Source organism: Acinetobacter sp., assembly GCF_045628685.1.
Taxonomy (GTDB): domain Bacteria; phylum Pseudomonadota; class Gammaproteobacteria; order Pseudomonadales; family Moraxellaceae; genus Acinetobacter.
Map to the genome: position 1 here is coordinate 13,071 of NZ_JAZQPV010000060.1, position 16,210 is coordinate 29,280.

The 16,210-nt window shown below is 41.1% G+C and carries 11 protein-coding genes; 7 read left to right on the forward strand and 4 right to left on the reverse strand.

The window, feature by feature from the left end; genetic code table 11:
- Positions 1 to 36: 36 nt before the first annotated feature.
- The 4 genes from ACKI4H_RS08855 to ACKI4H_RS08870 form a co-directional block, all read right to left on the reverse strand.
- The gene (locus ACKI4H_RS08855) at positions 37 to 1,752 is read right to left on the reverse strand and encodes a proline--tRNA ligase (protein WP_407305166.1); all 1,716 of its coding nucleotides are present in this window, start codon (positions 1,750 to 1,752) and stop codon (positions 37 to 39) included.
- A 96-nt stretch (positions 1,753 to 1,848) separates the two neighbouring features.
- Entirely contained in the window at positions 1,849 to 4,953 is a 3,105-nt protein-coding gene (locus ACKI4H_RS08860) for an efflux RND transporter permease subunit (protein WP_407305167.1), read from the reverse strand.
- Between the two features lie 22 nt (positions 4,954 to 4,975).
- Positions 4,976 to 6,103, reverse strand: a complete 1,128-nt coding sequence (locus tag ACKI4H_RS08865; RefSeq protein WP_407305168.1) for an efflux RND transporter periplasmic adaptor subunit — start codon at positions 6,101 to 6,103, stop codon at positions 4,976 to 4,978.
- 60 nt (positions 6,104 to 6,163) lie between these two features.
- Positions 6,164 to 6,805: a hypothetical protein gene (locus tag ACKI4H_RS08870; RefSeq protein WP_407305169.1), complete on the reverse strand. Its 642-nt coding sequence runs from the start codon at positions 6,803 to 6,805 to the stop codon at positions 6,164 to 6,166.
- 280 nt (positions 6,806 to 7,085) lie between these two features.
- Between ACKI4H_RS08870 and pilG the strand changes: the two genes are divergently transcribed.
- The 7 genes from pilG to ACKI4H_RS08905 form a co-directional block, all read left to right on the forward strand.
- On the forward strand, positions 7,086 to 7,469 hold the full coding sequence (gene pilG / locus ACKI4H_RS08875; protein ID WP_067723812.1) for a twitching motility response regulator PilG: 384 nt from the start codon (positions 7,086 to 7,088) through the stop codon (positions 7,467 to 7,469).
- 21 nt (positions 7,470 to 7,490) lie between these two features.
- Positions 7,491 to 7,859 (forward strand): response regulator, encoded by a 369-nt coding sequence (locus ACKI4H_RS08880; RefSeq protein ID WP_407305170.1) that lies wholly within the window; start codon positions 7,491 to 7,493, stop codon positions 7,857 to 7,859.
- Positions 7,860 to 7,864: 5 nt separating this feature from the next.
- Positions 7,865 to 8,401: a chemotaxis protein CheW gene (locus ACKI4H_RS08885; protein ID WP_407305171.1), complete on the forward strand. Its 537-nt coding sequence runs from the start codon at positions 7,865 to 7,867 to the stop codon at positions 8,399 to 8,401.
- Positions 8,402 to 8,446: 45 nt separating this feature from the next.
- Positions 8,447 to 10,519: a methyl-accepting chemotaxis protein gene (locus ACKI4H_RS08890; protein WP_407305173.1), complete on the forward strand. Its 2,073-nt coding sequence runs from the start codon at positions 8,447 to 8,449 to the stop codon at positions 10,517 to 10,519.
- A gap of 173 nt (positions 10,520 to 10,692) precedes the next feature.
- Positions 10,693 to 15,117, forward strand: coding sequence for an Hpt domain-containing protein (locus ACKI4H_RS08895; protein WP_407305174.1), 4,425 nt, complete (start codon positions 10,693 to 10,695; stop codon positions 15,115 to 15,117).
- A 4-nt stretch (positions 15,118 to 15,121) separates the two neighbouring features.
- Complete coding sequence (locus ACKI4H_RS08900) at positions 15,122 to 15,580, forward strand: hypothetical protein (RefSeq protein WP_407305176.1); 459 nt, start codon at positions 15,122 to 15,124, stop codon at positions 15,578 to 15,580.
- 257 nt (positions 15,581 to 15,837) lie between these two features.
- Positions 15,838 to 16,210: IS30 family transposase (locus ACKI4H_RS08905; protein WP_407305177.1), on the forward strand; the 373-nt coding region annotated here is incomplete at its 3' end.

Sequence of the window (16,210 nt, forward strand, 5' to 3'; positions counted from 1 at the left end):
CCCGCCTAAGCGGGATTTTTTTATATCAAAGCAAAATTATTTCGCGATTTTTGCTAATAATTCTTCTTTAGAAATATTCACAGATTCAGCATCAGCACGGCCTTTATATTCAAAAGTACCTGCGTCTAAACCTTTTTCACCAATCACAATACGGTGTGGAATACCGTTAAGTTCAAGATCAGAGAATTTAACCCCTGGACGTTCATCACGGTCATCCAAAATCACGTCATAACCTGCAGCTTGAAGTTCTGCATATAAGCTTTCAGCAGCTTCTAGTGTACGTGGTGATTTATGTGCATTCATAGGAACAATGGCGACTTCAAAAGGTGCAATGGCTAAAGGCCAAATAATGCCTTTATCATCAAAGTTTTGTTCAATTGCAGATGCCACTACACGAGTCACCCCAATACCATAACAACCCATTGTTACCACCGTTGGCTTGCCATCTTTACCCAACACTTTACAACCTAAGGCTTCAGAGTATTTTTTACCGAGCTGGAAGATATGACCCACTTCAATGCCACGTTTAATTTGTAGCGTACCTTTGCCGTCTGGTGAAACATCACCTTCAACTACATTACGGAGGTCATATACTTCCGTGTACTGTGCATCACGTTCCCAATTGACGCCAGTTGCATGTTTATCCGCTTGGTTAGCACCGGCAACGAAATCAGATAATACAGATGCTGCACGGTCTACAATGACGGTTAAGCCTTTTTCAACTAAACCTTGAGGACCGATGAAACCTGTAGTTAAGCCGAGCGCAGCAATTTGCTCTTCAGTTGCAAAAGTGAGAGGTGCAGCAATTGCAGCGTGTTTCTCAGCTTTGATTTCGTTTAGTTCATGGTCACCACGAAGGAACAAAGCAACCACAGGTACTGAACCATCTTCTTGTGCTACCCCTTGAACAAGGAGTGCTTTGACTGATTCTTTTGTATCAGTGTTCAAGAATGCTGAAACATCAGCAATGGTTTTTTGATTTGGAGTATCCACCAATTTTAATTCTTGTGTCGGTGCAGCACGTTCACCGACAAGCACAGCTTCTGCCATTTCAACGTTTGCTGCATAATCAGATTCAGTTGAGAAAGCAATATCGTCTTCACCACTTGAAGCCAATACGTGGAATTCATGCGAACCTGAACCACCAATTGAACCAGTATCCGCTTGTACTGGACGGAAATCCAAACCTAGACGACTGAAGATACGGCAATATGCATCGTACATTGTGTCGTAAGTCTGTTGTAGCGAGTCTTGATCGATATGGAAAGAGTAAGCATCTTTCATGATGAATTCACGTGAACGCATTACCCCAAAACGTGGACGAATTTCGTCACGGAATTTGGTTTGTACTTGATAGAAGTTTGCTGGAAGTTGCTTGTAACTTTTCAATTCATTACGCGCAAGATCAGTAATCACTTCTTCGTGGGTAGGCCCCAGCACAAAATCATTATTATGACGATCTTTGAAACGTAAAAGTTCAGGACCATATTGCACAAAGCGACCTGATTCTTCCCATAGACTCGAAGGTTGAGTCACAGGCATCAATACTTCAAGTGAGCCAGCACGATTCATTTCTTCATGAATGATTGCTTCCACTTTATTTAGCACACGTACACCCATCGGCAACCAAGTATATAAACCCGAAGCCAATTTACGAATCATACCCGCACGTAACATCAGCTGATGTGAAATAACTTCAGCATCGTTCGGGGTTTCTCTTAACGTAGCAAATAAAAAGCGACTCGCGCGCATGGAAGCTGTCCTAAAAATTAAGCCTTGAAAGCCAAGATTATACAATAAAAAATGAGGTGAACATTTCTGAATGTCACCCCATTGTGATGTTATAAATTATGACATGATTTTTCGTATTTGGCGCGTCATAAAATTCTTTAAGTCATCCAGGTAGGTAAAGATCACTGGTACGACCACTAAGGTCAACAGGGTTGAGGTAATCACACCGCCAATCACGGCATGTGCCATAGGTGCACTTTGTTCACCACCTTCACCTAAACCTAATGCAAGGGGAATCATACCCATCACCATGGCACTGGTGGTCATGAGGATCGGACGAAGTCGGGTTTTACCTGCAGCAATAATGGCATCAAAACGGTCTTCACCTCGGTCCATGGCTTTCTTGATGAAATCGATCAGTAAAATGGCATTTTTAGTCACCAATCCCATCAGCATAATGATGCCAATAATGGAAAACAGGTTCATGGTCGAATTAAACAGGAATAAAGCCAGAAACACCCCAATCAGTGAGAGGGGCAGCGAAGCCATAATGGCTGCGGGATGAATAAAGCTATTAAACTGTGACCCGAGCACAATATAGATAAACACAATGGAAAGGGTAATAGCCGTCATGGCATAACCTGCGGATTCCGCCATATCTTTATTCGCGCCTTGGGTCACGAAACTATAACCTGGTGGCAAATCAAAATTATCCTGAATTTTTTTAAGATCCTGCCCAATATCACCAGCAGGACGACCTGCAGTATTGGCTTCTACCAATACTTCACGTGCTAAATCACGACGGTTAATCTGTGATGCACCCAAGCCTTCTTTAAATGATGCGACAGTTGCTAGCGGTACTAAAATGGGTTGACCGGATGCATCGGTTTTTTGGGAACTTAAGTAAAGATTTTCGATATCACTCGGTAAGCTGCGTTTATTTTCAGTCAAACGAAGATTGACATCATAGGTTTCGCCTTTTTCATCTTGCCAGGTCGTTACATCATCGCCCGCAATCAGTGGACGAATGACATTGGCAATTTGATTGACGGATAGACCTAAGTCATTGGCAAGCAAGCGGTTAATATTAACAGCCAAGGTTGGCTTGGGTTCTTTCAGGGAGCTTTCTAGATCGACAATGCCATTTACTTTGGAAATTTCTGCAAGAAAGCGATCCGAGATTTTTTGTAGCTCATCAAGTTCGGGACCCTTAATAGAAATAAGAACTGGTTTTTGACCACCAGAGACCGTCTCATCGGCAGAGGCCACAGATGTAATGGTAATACCGGCGACGCTTTGTAAGCGTTGACGAAATTCATTATTGAGTTGTGTCAGTGTCTTATTACGTTTTAAACGAGGGGTTACGCTGACCCGAATACTGACATGGTTTTTACCACGATCAGTCACGCCGTTAATAATGCTATAGGTGCTGAGTACATCAGGATGTTGACGAATAATATGCTCAACTTGCAATAACTTGGCCTGTGAATATTCAAGTGATGCATCCACCGGTGTTTCAAATTTAATCCGAATTTCACTTTTATCAGGCACCGGAACAAATTCGGTACCTACCAGTTTAGATAGTCCTAAGGCACCAAAAAGTGAAGCAACTGCAATCAGGAGGGTCAGAACGCGGAAACGCAGCGCCAGTTTTAACAATTTTTCATAGTAGTAACTTAAATTGTCAAGTTTGCTAGAAATCCAGTTAAAAAAGCGTTTAATTCTGCCCGGTTGCTTATTTTGATCATGTTTTTCAGCCCAGTGTGCAGAAAGCATAGGGTCAAGCGTAAAGCTGACAAACATTGAGATCAGGACGGCAGCACTGACTGTTACCCCAAATTGATAGAAGAATTTACCAATAATTCCGCCCATAAAAGCAACGGGCAAGAATACCGCAACAATCGTCAGCGTAGTGGCTAAAACTGCAAGCCCGATTTCTTTAGTACCATCCAGTGCTGCGGTAACGTGGTCTTTTCCCATATCGGCATGACGGACAATATTTTCCCGCACTACAATGGCATCATCAATTAACAGACCAATACTGAGTGAGAGCGCTAATAGCGTCATCATATTAATCGTGAAGCCAAATGCCCAAATAAAAGTCAGCGTCCCCAATAAGGCGATTGGAAGGGTTAAGCCGGTAATGGCAGTAGAGCGGAATGAACCTAAAAACAGCAACACAATCAGAACGGCTAAAACAGCACCTTCAATAATCGTACGCGCAACATCTTTAATGCTACCGCGAATACTTTTGGAGCTATCTACCACGACTTTGGCCACCGTGCCTGGAGGCAATTGTTTTTCAATTTTCTCCATGGCTTTATAAGTGGCATCTACCACTTCAATGACATTGGAGTCAGAGCTGCGCAAGATATCAATGGCGACAGCTGTTTTACCATTTAAATAGGCACTTGATTCTAAATCCGCTTGACTGTCTTCAATTTTTGCCACTTGTTTTAAGAAAATGGGCGCACCATTTTTATTGGCAATAATTAAATCACCAAATGATTGTGGGTGAATCACTTTAGATTTGATTTCAACCACCAGTTCTGATGTCGGCTGTTTTAAAGTTCCCCCCGGAACTTCAATATTTTCACCTTTTAAAGTGTTAATGACCTGATCTATTCCAATGCCGAAACTTTGTAATTTTTGTGGTTCAATTTCAATACGTATTTGACGTTGTGCATCGCCGAGTAAATTGACTGCTCCTACACCAGGTATAGTTTGCAATTGCGGCACAATACGTTGATTTAAATAGGAACTTAAGTCGCGTAACGGCATGGTATCGGATTCAAAAACGATCGACATCACCGCATTGGCTGTTGGGTCATAACGCTCGACTACAGGATCCTGAATTTCATCACGAAAATCGGCTGTAACAGTAGAAATTTTGTCGCGAATATCCTGGGCTGCAACAGTGGATGAAACATCCAGATTAAACTCGGCAATAATGGTCGACAGTCCTTCACTCGATTGTGAAATTACCTGTTTTAAGCCTGAAATGGTGTTGATCCTTTCTTCCATTTTTTTGGTGACTTCAGACTCAACCATTTCTGGGGATGCGCCAGGATAACTGGTATAGACCACCACAAATGGAAAATCGACATCAGGGAATTCTTCGACGCTCATCCGTTGCCAAGACGCTAGCCCCAATACCAGTAAACACAACATCATCATGATGGTGAACACAGGATATTTAACACTAATTCGGGTAAACCACATAAGAACAATCCTGTGCTTATTGTTATTTTTGAGAGATTATGACTTCTTGATGAAGGTCTTGGTCATTAAACTTAATACGGCTGATTTGGTCACCGGGTTGCAGTCCTTGAACCACGGCTAAATTATCACGATAGCGTTGTTCTAAAATGACCAGATTTACTTTTTCGATTTTTTTCTGGCGAACAACCCACACATAAGGTTTTTCTTTCAAATTCTGGATGATATCCAGAGGAATCAACTGACCGCTAATTTGGGTAGAAGAAAGAATGCTGCCTTCGACAAACGAACCAATACTGCGTGAATTAATAGTTTCATTCGGTCTGGCAAAAAATTCAATCTGCCGACTTGCCGGATCGGCAATCGGAGAGATCCGGGTCAATACCGCCGTAAGCTGGGCAGGATTACCTTGAATGGTATATTCAATTTTTTGACCGACTTTTAAAGCTGCCTGCATATCACTGGGTAATTTGGCTTGTATTTCTAAATGATCAGGATCGACTATTTCAAATAGGGTTTGACCCGCCGCAACTGTTTGCCCGGATTCAACTTCACGTTTGGTGATGACCCCTGAGATAGGACTTAAGACAGTTCCATCACGATCGGCTTTTTGAGCAATATTCACGTTGGCCTGTTGTGCGTGCACATTTTCAAGTTGCGCCTGATAATCAACTGCTGCCTGCTCATATTCAACTTTGGAAATAAATCCTTGATCCAGCAATCGTTTTTTTCGTTGCATCATGTTTTTAGCTAAAGTGGCTTGTGCCTGAGTCGAGGCGAGATTGGCCCTAGCTTGCGCAAGCCGTGCAGCATTATCCTGATTATTTAAACGAACTAAAACCTGACCTTTTGACACGGCTTGTCCCACTTGCACATTGACACTGGTCGCAGTTGCCGTGACTTGAGCCTGTATACTGCTTTGGTTCACTGCACGAAGTGTACCGGTAAATGCTGTTTTAGCAACAGAGACACCGTCCTTGACCAAAACCAAATCTTGTTGGATTAATTCAATTTTTTTTGTAGTTTCAGCCGGCAGTTCTATTTCATTTTTTTGACAAGCACCCAGAAGTAGAGTCAAACAGAAGGTACTACAGATTAAATATTGCTTGTGCTGGCTTAATTTCGTTATTTTTATACGCTGTCCAAATAGCATGTATGTAAATCCTTTTTATCTATACTGCATAAATTAAGCCTATGTCATAACAAATGCAATTTATTCAAGAGCTTTTAAACGAGCGATGATTGTGTCGTATTGTGCTTGGGTATTTCGATAGTGCATTTGTAACGACTGAATACTTTCTTTTTTTAACTCAATATTTTTTTGATTATTATCGAGACTATTTTGTAAAGTGGTCGGAATGTTTTCCGCCTTACGTAAATGTTCGATTTGTTGACGTTTAAAATAAATTCGATCAGTTTGCAATTGTTTAAGCTGGTCTTGTTGAAAGGCGATTTGTTTTTTAATGTGCATTAAAGTGTTATCACGTTTGGTGGCTGCCACCTGACTGTTGGTATAAGCTGTTTTAAGTTTTAAGTCAGCTGCATTTTGTCTGGCTAGGGCGGCACGTAACGGTGCTTTTTTTATATCTGCTTCGGTATTGTAGGCACGATTACGCTGAATTACCTGCATATTCTGGTCTAAGGCCTCATACCCATGGCGAATGTGATTCGGCGTTACATTGGTACTGATGTTGGCAATACCTTTGCTGTCATAGTAACGATACCAGGTGGCTTTAGGTGGAGTTTGGGCAAAAATAGCGATCGATTGAAAAGACATCAAAAATAGAAATATGAATTTCCTGGTCATTTTTTTTTGTGCAATGAAAGCAAGTTTTTGTGTAAACTGACTTTGCATTGTAACCCCCCGATTTAAAGTTGACTAAATTACTTATTTTTAAGTAATAAAAATGCTATATTAGACTTAAAATCATCAATAAAAAACATCTCTTAGTCAAAAAAAAATCATTGGTCGATTGAAAGTGTGAAGCTGTTATTGAAAATATAAGAAAATGAGTCTTTGTGCAGAAAATGTTCATTGAAAACGCAAGTAAAGATATGTTAAAAATGCTCGTAACTTGTAATCAAACTTTCTACTCAAATTGTTTGTACATTCTAAAAATGGGAAGGGTCATTAAATGGACGATAAATTCCAAAATCTAAAAGTCATGGTAATTGATGATTCAAAAACCATTCGTCGTACAGCAGAGACATTACTCCAGCGTGAAGGTTGTGAAGTCGTAACCGCAGTAGATGGTTTTGAAGCATTGGCAAAAATTGCTGAAGCAAATCCAGACATCGTGTTTGTCGATATTATGATGCCGCGCTTGGACGGCTATCAAACATGTGCACTGATTAAAAACTCGCAGAATTATCAAAATATTCCGGTCATTATGCTGTCAAGTAAAGATGGCTTATTTGATCAGGCTAAAGGTCGTGTTGTCGGCTCAGATGAATATTTAACTAAACCTTTTAGTAAAGATGAATTGTTAAACGCAATCCGTAATCACGTAACAGCATAAGTTTATTTTTTGGGGAAAAGCATGTCACGTATCCTAATTGTTGATGATTCACCAACAGAAACATTTCGTTTTAAAGAGATTTTAACGAAACATGGCTTCGATGTTATTGAAGCGGCGAATGGTGCTGATGGTGTCACAATGGCGCAAGCAGAGTTACCGGATCTTGTGTTAATGGATGTGGTAATGCCTGGGGTAAATGGTTTCCAAGCAACACGTCAAATTGCACGTGGTACGACGACAAAACACATTCCGATTGTGATTGTCAGTACCAAAGATCAGGCAACTGACCGGGTTTGGGGGAAACGTCAAGGGGCAAGTGATTATTTGACAAAACCTGTAGACGAAAAACAATTAATTGATGTGATTAAACAACACCTCAATGCAGGATAAGCTCTATGGCAGCTAATGGATTTATCGAATTACTTCGGCTGGCTAAACGTGGTAACAAAAACTACGTTAGCACTGAAAATGAAGTAAACCGATGGTCAGGCATTGCTTTTGAGATGATGGGGCAATATTTTGTTGCCCCTTTAGGTGAAGTATCTGAAGTAATTTATCCACCTAAATATACGCCAGTTCCGAATACTCAATCTTGGGTAATGGGTTTGGCGAATATTCGGGGGCGGTTACTTTCAGTGGCTGATTTGGCTCAATATGTTTCCGGACATCAAAGCCAGTTCTCACCGACTCAGAAAGTACTGTGTATTAGTCATAATGACCATTATGTCGGTTTGGTTGTAGATCAAGTTTTGGGGATTCAGCACTTTAACAAGAAAAGTTTTTTTTCTAAACACAGTGACTTGGACAGCAATTTACAAGAATATTGTCAGGGATATTTTTATCAACATAATCAACACTGGCATGTTTTTTTATTTAGTCGTTTATTGCAAAACCCAAAATACATGAATGCATCTATAAAATTTATAAACTAATAGTCGCGCGCTGAAGAATGATGGCGAAAGTCGGGGAGAAGCTGGATGGGCTTTAAACTTAAAAAGAAAAATACAGGTGAAGGCAGCAACCGCAAGGTTGGTAATGCTTTATTGTCAAAGATTCAATCACAAACTGACCAATTATCACGTGTATTTGGTGACAGTGAGAAGTCCAAACCTTTACTTCTGGGTGCAGCATTCTGTCTGGTCGTCGCACTATTCCTATTGCTGTACTTATTCTATAGTGTGCCGCGTAATAATGAATTAACCCGTAGTGTGGGTGATCTGCGTCTTTTGTCACAGACGATTTCCCGTCAGGCAACTGAAGCAACGGCTTCAGGGACCAAAGAAGCAATTGAGAAATTAGTACAATCTCAAAAAGGTTTTGCAGAAAACCTGGATACAGTGAATGATATTCATGCGCATACTCCAGCGTTGGATGAAGTTGAGAAGCAATGGAAAGCAGTCTCAAACAGTATTGATCTAATTTCGTCTCAACAAAAAATCATTAACCAGCTTTATGATACCAATATTGCTATTGGTGAAACCATTCCTGGGATTCAGGCTGAGTATAACTTGATGGTTGACCAAATGGCACGTCAGGATATGCCAAGTAACCAGGTGGTCATTGCAAAAAACCAGGTATTCATTGCAGAACGTATTCTTCGTTCAATCAGCTCGGTGTTAACGGGTAGCGATAACTCACGTGAGTCAGCAGACGACTTTAGTGCCGATACTGAAACTTTTGGTTCTTATCTTGAAGCACAGTTAAATGGTAGTACTGAACTGGGTGTGCAGCGCATTACTGACCCAGCTTTGCGTGAGTCACTAGAAGGCATTAAATCGGAATATGATGATGTATTAAAATCAGCATCTGCGACGATTCTTAAAAACTCCACACAAATTGTAAATGTACGTCAGGCATCTTCTTCCATTTTTGCTCAATCAGATGAATTGTTGACTAACCTGAATAAGTTATCTGTGGGTTCAAGTTTAACGATTGCAATTCCAGCATTCTTTTTAATCTTGTGCTTGGTTGGCTTTTTGATCTTTGTATTTAAATTGCTTGCATTGCGTGGTCTATCAGATAAACAACGTGTATCTAGCCTGCAAGAAGAGTATGACCGTAACCAGAATGCAATTTTACGTTTACTGGATGAGATCGCGGATTTAGCAGACGGTGACCTTCGTTCATATGCAACAGTATCGGAAGATTTTACAGGTGCGATTGCCGACTCGATTAACTTTGCGATTGACCAATTACGTGACTTGGTATCGCGGATTACCGAAACGTCTCAAGAGGTTGCACAATATACTGCCAATACGCAGGGTATTACCAACCAGCTCGCTGAAGCCTCTGAACATCAGGCGCAGGAAATTGCCGGTGCCTCTGCCGCAATTAATGAAATGGCGATGTCGATTGACCAGGTATCTTCAAATGCAACGGAATCTGCAGTCGTTGCGGAGCGTTCAGTACAAATTGCTGCCAATGGTGCAGATGTCGTACACCGTTCAATTGAAGGGATGGACATGATTCGTGAGCAGATTCAGGAAACCTCGAAACGTATTAAGCGTCTGGGTGAATCTTCTCAGGAAATTGGTAACATTGTAGCCTTAATTAACGATATTGCCGACCAAACCAACATCTTGGCATTAAACGCAGCCATTCAGGCATCGATGGCAGGTGAAGCCGGCCGTGGTTTCGCCGTGGTAGCCGATGAGGTACAGCGTCTTGCTGAACGTTCAGCATCTGCAACCAAACAGATTGAAGGCTTGGTAAAAACCATTCAGACAGATACCAATGAAGCTGTAATCTCGATGGAACAAACAACTTCCGAGGTTGTACGTGGTGCGAACTTGTCTAAGGATGCGGGTGTGGCACTGGATGAGATTCAAAACGTATCCAGCAATCTGGCGAAATTGATTGCCAACATTTCTGATGCTGCAAAACTACAGTCTGCATCAGCAGGTCATATTGCAACGACGATGAATGTTGTACAGGAAATTACTTCGCAAACCACAACAGCAACCTTTGATACCGCACGTTCAGTATCTGAATTGGCAAATATGGCCGAATCATTACGTGAATCTGTAACTGACTTTAAATTGCCTGACTAAGGTGGTAGGAAAGCTTTGGGGTGATGTACCTTGCTTTAGGGTAAGGTGCATCAATAAATCACAGATAAAGCATCGACAAGATGAACTTAACTTCAAAGTTAGGTCTCGCGTGATGGTGACAATTAAGTTTGAGCGCCCTTCTTGGTGGCAGATAAACGTAAGAAGCCTAAGCTATGAAAGAAATATTAAAAAATTTAGTTGAAACGACTACGCTTCCTGAAGATAGTTATCTTGATCAAGATGCAGAAATTTTAGAAATTTTTGTTGAAGAAATTGAGGAAATTTTCGTTGAATTAAATACTTTATTTTCAACTTGGTTTGAAAATCCCAATGATCAAGAAGTTTTAACTGCCATTCGCCGTCATTTCCATACGCTTAAAGGCTCGGGACGCATGGTGGGGGCAAAATCTGCCGGTGAAGTGGCCTGGGCGGTTGAAGATACTTTAAACCGTGTCATTTCAGGTGCAATACCGTTAGATACCACGGTTCAACGTTTCGCCCAAACTGTATTCAAGATTTATCAATATAAACTCTATCCAATTTTTAAAACCGTTCAGCTGGCGGATATTGATTTGCGTCCTCTGGTTTTACTGGGTCAGCAAATACAGCAAAAATTAAGTCTAGAACCTGCTCTGGAAGAATTGCTGGCGCTTTCTACCCGCTTGACTGCTGAGGATGGTGTGACTGGTTTAGAATTGAATGATGGCATATCTACTCAACTCGATGCAGAAGTCGATCTTAAAGCAGAAACAGAAACAAATAATGACATCGAAGAAACAGTTGCTATCTTCATTGAAGAAGCTGAAGAGCATTTGGCGACCATTGATCAGTTTTTGCAGAATGAACATGAACATAAACAAGATTATAATGCGCTAATTCGTGCTTTGCATACCTTGCGTGGCAGTTCATCAATGGCTCAAATTGAGCATATTTTTGAAGCCAGCACAAAGGCAGAAAATTTATTTAAAACCTTATTACAAGAAGAAATTATTTCAACCTCCAAGCAAACGGCCTTGTTGGTTCAGTATGCCGAATTTGTGCGTGATTATTTGCATACCCTTAGACAAGGTGAGATGCAGAAGCTTGATACAATATATGAAACCTTTAATAATGCCTGGAATAACTATGGCTTTACTTCGGCTGAAATAGACGAAGATATTAATCCGCAAGGGCTGGTTTCCAAGCTGATCGCATTAAATATTGATTTGTTATTAGACACTGAATTCGAATTTGAAAAACGTGCCAAAGATGAATATTCAGAATATATTCAGACTTTAACTGAACAGGCGCAACAATTATTGGATCATACTGATAATCGTGCTGCGGCGGGTATTCATCAATTCACCCATGATTTAAAATCAAGTTATGAAGCGCTCATATTAAAGCCAGAGTTGCTCAATATTGATTATGCCTATGAGTTGTTTGCACAGGCACATCAGGAATTCATTCATTTGTTTGACACCTTGGCCGCAGGGCAAAGGGTTGTCTTAACCGATGAGGTTCAGAAAATATTGAGTGATCTTTCTGCCTTTGTTCAGCAAGACCTTGAACAGTTTGAGGATGCTGAAAGTGAACCTGTAGTTGAACAACAGTCTGCCGCAACAAATACAGCACCTGCAACAGTTGATCTGGCACAGATTTCCCAAAGAATGCGCTCTGATCGCGCTCAAATGCATGCAGCTAATGCAAACAGTGATTTTGATGAGGATTTGCTGGGTATCTTCCTGGAAGAAGCCGAGGAACTATTGGGCGGTATTGACCAAGATTTAAATACTTGGACAAAAGATCCCGCCAATACCACTGCACTAAATAATTTAATGCGTTATTTGCATACCTTGAAAGGGGGGGCAAATATGATTCAAGCAACGCATATCGGCTTAATTTCACATGAATTAGAGTCAATTTATGAGCGTGTGATTCGTCAACAAATCACGGTTACGCCACAACTGATTAGTATTATTCGTTTAGTCCAGGATGACGTATCCGATCGGATTCAAATTATTCGTGAGGATCATATTGATTACTCTGGTGCTGAATCGATTGAAATTCTGCATAATATCCAAGAGATTGCGCAAGGCACATTTGCGAGTACTGCCCTCCTTGAAACCGTTCCAGTTGAAGATATTGTTGATGAAAATATTTCAATGGAAAGCGAAGTCAATGAATTAGCAGAACCAGTAGCTAAGATCTTTGCTTTAGAGGCTGAAACAGGACAGGAAGTCATTTCACAAAATGTTGACGCTGTTGAAGATCCGGAAGATAGTATCCGCTTCATTGCACAAGAAACATTCCTGGAAGAAGCCGAAGAAATTCTCGAATCTACCGATAATTTATTAAAACAATGGTTTGAGCAACGAAGCGACCGTAGCTTACTGCTTCAATTACAACGTGCAGCCCACAGCCTGAAAGGTGGTGCGCGTATGATCGAAAATGAACCTGTAGCTGCTATTTCATATCAGCTGGAAACCACCTTTGAGCAGTTTGCAGTCCGCCATTTTAACTCGAATGTTTATGATTTATTATTACAGACCACATTTGCATGGTTAAAACAGGCCATCTTTGAGCATGATTACAGTAATTTTGACAGTCTGAAATTAAGCTTGGAGTCGATTGGGTTTGTTGATGTCACTGCTCAATTGCCAAATCGTGTGACTCAGTCCGATCTGTTAACCACACCTAAAACTTTTGAATTTGTTCAGGGGGATGGTACTGAACCACCTGCAATGCTGGGTGAGTGGGACTTAAGTTCGCAACAAGATAACAGCAATGAAATGATCCGTATTTCTGCCGATTTGGTAGAGAAGATGATCGATTTGTCTGGTGAAAATTCAATTAACCGTTCGCGGATCGAAATGGACTTAGGTCAACTCGGTAATACCTTGAATGAGATGGAATTGGCGATGAAGCGTTTAGCTGACCAGTTACGTCGAATGGAAGGTGAGTTAGAGTCACAAATTATCGCAAAACACGGTTCTGAAAATTCGCGTTATGCCGACTTTGACCCCTTAGAGATGGACCAATATTCATCTTTGAACCAGTTGTCAAAATCTTTGGCGGAATCTGCATCCGACTTGGTTGACTTTAAAACCACCTTGTCCGAAAAAATCCGTGATACAGAAGGCTTATTGTTACAACAATCACGTATTCAAGCCGAGATTCAGGAAAGCCTGATGCGTACGCGTCTGGTCCCATTCGATCGTCTATTGCCACGTTTACAGCGTATCGTGCGTCAAACCTCCTCTACCTTGAACCGTCCAGCAGAGCTGGTTGTTCAAAATACAGAAGGCGAATTGGACCGTACCATTCTTGAACGTTTGGTGACGCCATTTGAACATATGCTTCGTAATGCAATTGACCATGGTCTGGAAGATACTGAATTGCGACGCGAAGTACACAAGCCTGAAGTAGGGCGAATTGTTTTAAATATCAGCAGTCAAGGTACAGATGTACTGGTCTCGTTTAGTGATGATGGCAAGGGGATTGATGAAGCGAAGATTAAAGAAAAGGCTTTAAATCTAGGTTTAATTAAGGCTGATCAATTCCTCGATAAACAGGAAATTCTGCAACTTATTTTCCATCCTGGATTTAGTACTGCAAAAGAAATTACCCAAATTTCCGGTCGTGGCGTAGGGCTGGATGTAGTGCAAAGTGAAATTAAAGCACTCGGTGGACACGTCTCTGTAGACTCGGAGTTGGGCCAAGGCACAACCTTTACCATTCGTGTACCAACTACGGTATCGGTAAGTGATGCTTTGATGGTGAAAGCAGGTGATCAGCAATATGCAATTTCACTGGCACAAATTGAACGTATTGTCCGAATTGCTCCATCTACGCTGGAAGAGTATTTTAATAGTAAAGATGACTTGTTTAAAATTGATAACACCAATTACAAACTGCGTTATCTATCCGAGTTTGTTTCAAACCAGCCTTTACCGCGTTTAAGTAATATTGCCCATTCATTACCGGTGCTGTTAATTAAAGGTAATAGTGGTCAAACCATCGCCTTGCTGATCGATCAATTGATTGGTTCACGTGCACAGATTGTAGTGAAACCGATTGGTCAGCAATTCTCGAGTGTGGGGGTTGTTGCCGGTGCAACCATTTTAGGTGATGGTCAAGTCTGTCTGATTCTTGATGGTCAAAACATTGCACGACAAATTCAGACCACACAGCGTATTAAACATGTGAAAGATCAGCGTGATCTGTCTCGTTATCACAATGCACGTCGTTTAATTATGATTGTGGATGATTCGGTGACTGTACGTAAGGTGACATCACGTTTACTTGAACGTCAGGGTTATGACATCGTGACAGCCAAAGACGGCATCGATGCAATGGAACAACTCGAAAATGTTAAACCAGACTTGATGCTACTGGATATTGAAATGCCGCGTATGGATGGTTTTGAAGTCACGAATCTGGTTCGTCATCATGAAGTGCATCGCGATTTACCAATTATCATGATTACTTCAAGAACAGGTGAGAAGCATCGTGAGCGCGCATTCAGTCTGGGTGTCAGCCACTATATGGGTAAACCGTTCCAGGAAGCAGAATTGCTGAGCAATGTTGAAAACCTGTTAGAGACCAGTCAGGGGTAAATAAATGAGCCAAAATAGTGTTTCAAACTCTGCTGTGAATCAAATGACACAACAAGAGTTGCATCACCTTATTACCGTGTCGACTGGATTCATCGATGCGTATATTATCGATTGCCATGGTAAAGAGGCAATGTTGTTGCCGCAAAATATTGTCTTGTCCGCACTGGACAGTGCAACGCAAGTTCCATTTGTGGAATGGCATGAACTCAAGCTACCTGTTTATGCGGTGAATAATCCTGAACAGAAAGCAGGGGTAGCTTTAGTGATTGAAGGTGATGACGTGAGCCAGCGTTTTGCCCTGATGTGTAATGAAATGCCAAAAACCATTCGTCTACGTATCTCTGAAGTGGTCGATGAAGAACAGACTTTAAATGATCTGGCTGTATTCCAATACGTACGCATGGCAGATCAGGTATTTCATATCCCTAATCTGGCGCAAATTCAAACCTCGTTGGGAGTGTGATTTTAACGAGTAGTTCATGTATGAGTCATAAAAAAGGAACTTATTTAAGTTCCTTTTTTATTTCTTAGATTCTCAGATGAAGTGCAACAGAGATTAATTTAGGCGGAAGTAAGATGAGATAGCATCTTGCTTCCAGACCGACCAAAGTCAAAGTTGCACAATGAACTATTCTCATCTCACTCAAGCAGAAAGATATCAGATTTATGCTTGATTACGTGAAGGTTTTTCCACGCGTCATATTGCCCTCAGATTGACTCGTGCCCCCCTCTACGATTTGCAGAGAGGTCAACCGCAATCGCAATAGAAATGGCTACTTTGCTAAGCATGCCCCTAAACTGGCTAAAAGACGCCATATTTCAAATCATAGAACAATAAATTTTACTTTATGGAAACAGATTGAAAGTTATCTTGCTTTGCAATGGAGTCCTGAACAGATCGCTTCTCAAGTTGCTGTCAGCATGCATTCGATCTACCGTTATATCCAGCAGGATAAAATAAAAGGAGGTGGCCTCTATTTGCATTTACGTTTTAGAAATCAACGTAAAAGAAAGTATGGATACCCAGAAAAGCGTGGGAAACTGAACAACCGCAAAAGTATTCACGACAAACCGAAGATCATTGAGGAGCGGT